The sequence below is a fragment of the Streptomyces sp. NPDC048258 genome (assembly GCF_043201995.1).
GTDB lineage: Bacteria > Actinomycetota > Actinomycetes > Streptomycetales > Streptomycetaceae > Streptomyces.
Window position 1 is genome coordinate 1 of record NZ_JBICZH010000059.1, and the last position, 6,133, is coordinate 6,133.

At 67.7% G+C, this 6,133-nt stretch carries 5 protein-coding genes and 1 pseudogene; 2 read left to right on the forward strand and 4 right to left on the reverse strand.

Annotated elements, in window-relative coordinates; translation table 11 throughout:
* Positions 1-2,004: 2,004 nt before the first annotated feature.
* Together ACGFYQ_RS41965 and ACGFYQ_RS41970 are read right to left on the reverse strand one after the other, a co-directional pair.
* On the reverse strand, positions 2,005-2,346 hold the full coding sequence (locus ACGFYQ_RS41965; RefSeq protein WP_393752613.1) for an STAS domain-containing protein: 342 nt from the start codon (positions 2,344-2,346) through the stop codon (positions 2,005-2,007).
* A gap of 49 nt (positions 2,347-2,395) precedes the next feature.
* A complete protein-coding gene (locus ACGFYQ_RS41970; protein WP_393752621.1) occupies positions 2,396-2,830 on the reverse strand; it encodes a phosphotransferase in 435 nt (144 codons plus the stop codon).
* Positions 2,831-3,096: 266 nt separating this feature from the next.
* Between ACGFYQ_RS41970 and ACGFYQ_RS41975 the strand changes: the two genes are divergently transcribed.
* On the forward strand, positions 3,097-4,350 hold the full coding sequence (locus ACGFYQ_RS41975; RefSeq protein ID WP_393752615.1) for an IS256 family transposase: 1,254 nt from the start codon (positions 3,097-3,099) through the stop codon (positions 4,348-4,350).
* Positions 4,351-4,389: 39 nt separating this feature from the next.
* Here ACGFYQ_RS41975 and ACGFYQ_RS41980 read toward each other — a convergent pair whose 3' ends face one another.
* Complete coding sequence (locus ACGFYQ_RS41980; protein WP_393752617.1) at positions 4,390-4,902, reverse strand: AAA family ATPase; 513 nt, start codon at positions 4,900-4,902, stop codon at positions 4,390-4,392.
* Between the two features lie 505 nt (positions 4,903-5,407).
* On the opposite strand from ACGFYQ_RS41980, the gene ACGFYQ_RS41985 reads away from it, so the two are divergent.
* Complete coding sequence (locus ACGFYQ_RS41985) at positions 5,408-5,647, forward strand: hypothetical protein (protein ID WP_393752619.1); 240 nt, start codon at positions 5,408-5,410, stop codon at positions 5,645-5,647.
* Positions 5,648-5,656: 9 nt separating this feature from the next.
* Here ACGFYQ_RS41985 and ACGFYQ_RS41990 read toward each other — a convergent pair.
* Positions 5,657-6,040, reverse strand: a pseudogene (locus ACGFYQ_RS41990) (transposase); the annotation flags it as partial.
* Positions 6,041-6,133: the final 93 nt, after the last annotated feature.

Consider the following 6,133-nt stretch of genomic DNA (forward strand, 5'->3'; position numbering starts at 1 on the left):
TCAGGGAGCATTCACCAGCAGTCGATGCACGCGAGGGCACACAAGCGGCGCACTTCCCAGCCAAGATCTGTTACACCACTCCGTGGGACGCCATCTGGTTCTGCGGCAGGGCGGCCAGTGGCGGGAGGCTGTGTCGACGGCCCTCCTGGGGGACTGGGCACTCGCGCTCGATACTCCTGATGGCCTCCCCTACACGTCAGCAGTCGCCGACCTGCGCACAGAGGCGCTGGTGCTTCACCGACAACTGACACCGCTCTGGCGACGGAGGACCGGAGGCTCGCGAGTACTGCTCTTGGATACTCCCCTCGGAGACGGGATCACGCTGTACGACCTGATCATCGGAAGTCCATCCCCCCAAGAGGTGGCACTTGGAGCCGAGACAGACGCCCGATTGCGTGCCGTCCTCAACGCTCTCTCACCGGAGGAGCGGAAGGTCGCCTTGGCCTGGGCGCGACCGGAAGTAGCCACCTGGACGGAGGCAGCCGCAGCCGTTGCCGAAGCCGAAGCCGATTCAATGGCTCTCGGCGAACGAGTACGACGCAAACTCAAGCGGCTAGGGAAGCTACACGCCGAACGGACCGCAGCCTCAGCGGCGTACAAAACCGAGTGGGGCCTCCGATGAGCCTACTCACCGCCGCGGTGCCCGAGTTCCTCGGAAGCCTGGTCGCTGCCATCACACTGGCTGCGGGAGCCCGAGTCTTCCGCGCGGTTCGCTACCGCCGGCATGCAACGCATCGCGCCACACGCGCCCCTGCACCCTCCAATGCACAACGAGTCACCTCAGACCATCATTCGAATACGTGACCACCAGCCCGAGCGCTTCCTGCATGAGGTCCGCCGGACGCCGAAAACGGCCGCCGGGTCCGCTGCCACGGCGAGATCCTCGGCCGAGCCCTCGGACCCGGCGATCTCCTGAAGTTCCTGCGGGGGGCCGGACGCCAGCGGACGGGTAAACGAGTACTGTCGGCCGGCTGCGTGACGGCGACGTGTGACGGCGGCCGATGCCCGGCCGACAGCACCCCGGGGGGAGGAGGCCACCGACGCGGCAGGTGGGCTCCTCGCCTTGCCCCATCCCACCCGATCCACCCGCAATGCACACCCACGACCCGCCCCACACCTCCCGCAACCACAAGCACAGACGGGCCCGCTCCCAGGTACGGCAGAGCTCGGTAGCCCGCACCAGAGGAGACAGAGGGACACGCAGGCGATCAGAGGACCCCGCGGAGCGGGCCGGCCAGTCCGGCATCCGGGGACCCCTTCGCGCCGGACATAAGGGGAGCGGCGCGCATCGCGCGACCACGACAGCCATGCAGATCTTGACGTGTTCTCAGAAAGCTTGGAGGGGACGGCGTTTGGAGGAGGAAGGCCGGGTTAGACGCGTGATAACGGAAGCCGCCGCCACGGATGGGGCGCTCCGGGAGCAGGCCCCGCCGCATGCCGCCCTTCCCCTCCCTGGCGTCATGCGGTAGGCCCGCCCGCACGACGGGCTGCCGCCAGGATCCCTACGGCACCCGGACACCCCCGCCTCCGGCCCCCCTCCCCGGCCGGAACAGGGGCCGTCCGGCAAACCCCCGGCACCGGCGCTCATACCGCCGCCCCCCGGGCACGGACCCGACGGCAGCAGCCCGGCACACCTACCCGGTCATCCGGCGCACTCAACCGGCGACAGCCGGAACACCAGGCTCACGATGCCGCCAGCCCACCAGACTTCGGTTTCGCCACCAAGCCGCTCGGTCAGCAACTCCCGCGTCAGAGAGCCGGCGACACGCTCCAAAAGGATTCCCTGCCAGGTCACCTGTGCCCATCGAGGAAGCATGGGGCACGATCGTGTCCTCGACCGGATCAGGGAAGACGGCTGCCCGCGCCGGACCGCGCTTGGACCCCGACGAGGTCACCTGGCGACGCCCTGCTGATCGAGTGGCCCGTAGGCCCGGACCTCTGGCGCCCGGACACGACGGCGCGAAGGAGCAGCAGTACGGGGCCGCCGCCACGCGGTCCGGGCCGTCAGAACGGCGGGACCGGCTCGATGGTGAACAGATCCCCGGCACCCGTGATCTTCAACAGGCGCGTGAACTGCTCCCGGGGCGCGGCGAGGTAGAGGTTCCGGCTGCTTTCGGCGGCGACGGCGCGCGCGGCCAGGAGGGCGTTGAGGCCCGAGAAGTCGCACAAGGACAGGTGCTGCAGGTCGACCACGACGTCGTGAGGGAGCCCTTCACCGGACAGGGCCGCAAAGAGTACCTGGCGGAAGTCCTCGGCTCGGCTGATGTCCATCTCACCGTGCGGGCGTACCACCGTCGCACTGCCGTGGACCTCAACGTCGATGTCCTCGCTGCCCTCGCCCTGCACTTACCTTCTCCTCTCGCCGTTCCCGGGCAAACCGTAGGGCCGGGAAGGCTCATGCCGACCTGCTTGCGAGCGTCTGGAGGTGGCACCGGACCGGCTCGGCGAGGGTGGCGTAGAAGGAAGTCCGGTCGGCTGCCTGCAGGACTTGGGCGCACACGAGGAGTTCGGCGACTCGTGCGGCTGGGTCGTCGAGGATGTGGGCGAGCGAGCGGCGGACGCGGGCGGCGGTCTTGGGTGCTTGGAGGGCGTAGATGTAAAGGGTGGCGGCGTCGAAGCCGACGGGGGCGGTGCCCCAATCCTCCCAGTCGAGGACCAGCAGATCCGGCCCAGCGAGGTTGGCCCAGTGGAAATCGCCGTGGGCGGTGGACCACTGGACCTCGCCGATGCTGTGGCCGGTGAACTGCGGGATGACTCGGCGCAGGTATTCCTCGCGTACGGCCTCACGGCGGGTGGGGACCTGGGCCAGGACGTCGAGGGCGAGCGGCAGCTCCTTCCACTAGGGCCTGTGTGATGTCGTGATCAGTTCCTGGGTTCTGTCCTGTTCGCAGGTTGGAATCCGGTAGGACTGTGGTCGTGACACGCAGGCAACTCACCAATGCCCAGTGGAAGTTCATCGAGCCGTACCTGCCGGGAGCAATGCTCAAGATCTGTGGATCAACCTCGGTTGGCGCGCGAAGGGCGTACCTTCCCGAATGATCCTGCGGTGGTCATCGAGTAGGCCGACGTTGGCGCGTCGGTCGGGAAGGCACGCCCGTGCTCACGGTAGTCAACGAAGACGGAACGACTCCAGATGGTTCCCTGATTGACGAGATCGTCCGCGAGGGCGCCCGGCGGATGCTGGCCGCTGCCCTGGAAGCCGAAGTCAACACCTACATAGCCGAGTTGGCTGGTCAGCGGGACGAGTCCGGGCGGCGTCTGGTCGTGCGCAATGGCTACCACCAGCCCAGAAGGGTCATCACCGCGGCCGGGGCGATCGAGGTCAAAGCCCCGCGGGTCAATGACAAGCGCGTCGACGAGACGACCGGGGAGCGCAAGCGGTTCTCCTCGGCGATCCTGCCGCCCTGGGCCCGCAAGTCCCCGAAGATCAGCGAGGTGCTGCCCCTGCTCTACCTGCACGGCCTGTCATCGGGTGACTTCGTGCCTGCTCTGGAGCAGTTCCTCGGCTCCTCCGCCGGCCTCTCGCCCGCCACTATCACCCGGCTGACGACGCAGTGGCAGGCCGATCACAAGGCATTCGGCGAGCGCGACCTGTCGGCCACGGACTACGTCTACGTGTGGGCCGACGGCATCCACCTGCGGATCCGCCTGGCCGAGGCGAAGTCCTGCGTGCTGGTCATCATGGGCGTGCGCGCGGACGGCACCAAGGAGCTGATCGCGATGGCCGACGGCCACCGCGAGCCCGCCGAGTCCTGGGCCGATCTGCTGCGTGATTGCGCACGGCGCGGGATGCGCGCTCCGGCCCTCGCGGTCGGCGACGGAGCACTCGGCTTCTGGAAGGCCCTGGCAGAGGTGTTCCCCGAGGCCCGCCATCAGCGGTGCTGGGTTCACAAAACGGCCAATGTGCTCCACGCGATCCCGACGTCGGCCCAGTCCAGCGCGCGAAAGGCGCTACAGGACATCTACAACGCCGAGGACCGCGAGCACGCGGTCAAAGCCGTCACCGCATTCGAGAAAACCTACGGCGTGAAGTGGCCCAAGGCCGTCAAGAAGATCACCGGCGACGTCGACGAACTACTGGCCTTCTACGACTTTCCGGCCGAGCACTGGGTTCACCTGCGCACGACGAATCCCATCGAATCGACCTTCGCGACGGTCCGCCCGAGGACCAAGGTCACCAAGGGCGCCGGCAGTGCGGCTGCCGCGCTTGCCATGGTCTTCAAGCTCGTCGAGTCCGCACAGACGCGCTGGAGGGCGGTCAACGCACCCCATCTCGTGACCCTCGTCCGCGCCGGAGCCCGCTTCGAACGCGGCCACCTCGTCGAACGCCCCGAAGCCCACGCAGCCTGAGCTACCCCACGCTCCAGAGATCTTGACTACTGATCTTGCTCAGGCTGTCGCGGAGAGGAACCCAAGGGCCGTCGCAACGTTCGGCGACAGGTCGGTCATCGTATCCAGCACCAACCGGTGGTCGGCCCACGAGGCGAACTCCTCCCGCAGACGTTCCACCACCTCCCACGTCGGCTCAACGAAGCCCTCGATCCCCCGGTGCCGGTTCTCCAACCGGCGGCGGTGCACCACCGGATCCGAACACACCACCTCGATGAACACCACCGGCACGCCATGACGACCCGTCAGCGTTCGCCACTGTCCCCGCGCCGCCTCCACAGCATTGACCGCATCGACGATCACGGTTTGGCCCATGCCGAGCACACCATCGGCCACGGCCTCGGCCACGACATACGCCGCCAGGCCCGTGGGCTGGTCACGGGCCACCCCCGCGCGCCACATCGCCGCCTCGATCGGGTCCACAGACACAACCGGAGCAGTCAGCTTGTGCCCCAATGCCTCGGCGACCGAACTCTTCCCCGCACCGGGCAGCCCCGCCATCGCGATCAACATGACGACACCTTGACACGCCCGACCGATCCGCCGACCACCAACACCAGAACGGGACGGGCATCCGCCTCCCGAGTCATCAAGTCACGCGACGACATCCACAGGAATTGGCAATTACTCTCTCTCGGTTTCGCGACAGCGGTGTGAGAGACAGTGGGGGTTTGTGTGTTGGTGCTGGTCGGTGGCTGTTTCGGTGTGTGGGGTCACTGTCTTGGGGTGAGAGATCCGGGGCGTCATTACTGTCACCGAGTGATAGACGTGCAGGTCGTGTACTGACACGAAGGCAAGAGATCGCAACCAGGGGGAATGGACTGTCACGGTATCCGTCAGCGGAACCGATCACATAGCCGTCAGAGCGGCTCTCAGCGCCGACCTGTCCGCCAGCGTCGCCGACATCGTCGCGGACGCCCAGAACCGCATCCCGCGCCGCAAGAAGGCCGGCCGCGCCCCCGCCGCCCGTATCTCCCCCGCCAAGGTCCGCGAGGCCTGGCGCCGCGACCGCGAGAAGGTGACCGTTCCCAAGCCCGCCAACGGCGCCTACGTCCCCGGCAGCTGGGTCGTCTGGCAGGACGCCGAGACGGGCCGCACTCTCAACGGCGTCGTCTCGGAGTGGATCCCGGGATGGACCCACGCCCGCCGCAAGCGGGGTGTCGTCCCGTCAGACGGAAGCGAACCGGTCGTGATGGAACTGGACCCCGGGGCCAATCACTGGAAAGGCCCGTGGAGGATTTCCTACACCGATTCCTAATGCCGTCTGTCAAGCCGCGAGGGCCGCCGGCGGCGTGAGCTCGTAGGCCCGTCCATCGCGCAGGAGGGCCCAGAGAACGTTGACTCGGCGGCGGGCCAGGGCGAGGACTGCTTGGGTGTGACGCTTGCCCTCGGCTCGTTTGCGATCGTAGAACCGGCGGGATTCCTCGCACCTTCGGATGCTGAACAGCGCGGAGGTGTAGAAGACACGCTGGAGCCGTCGGCTGTATCGCTGCGGGCGCCGCAAGTTTCCGCTGATCTTGCCCGAGTCGCGCGGGACCGGTGCGACACCTCCGAAGCCGGCGAGGCGGTCGGGGGTTCCGAAGGCGGTCATGTCGCCGCCGGTGGCGGCCAGGAACTCGGCGCCGAGGATGATGCCCAGGCCGGGCATGCTAGGGCCTGTGTGATGTCGTGATCAGTCGGCGGTCTTCAGGAGGTCGTCGATCCAGATCATTGCGGCGCGGAGGTGGACGCCGGCGAGGTAGCT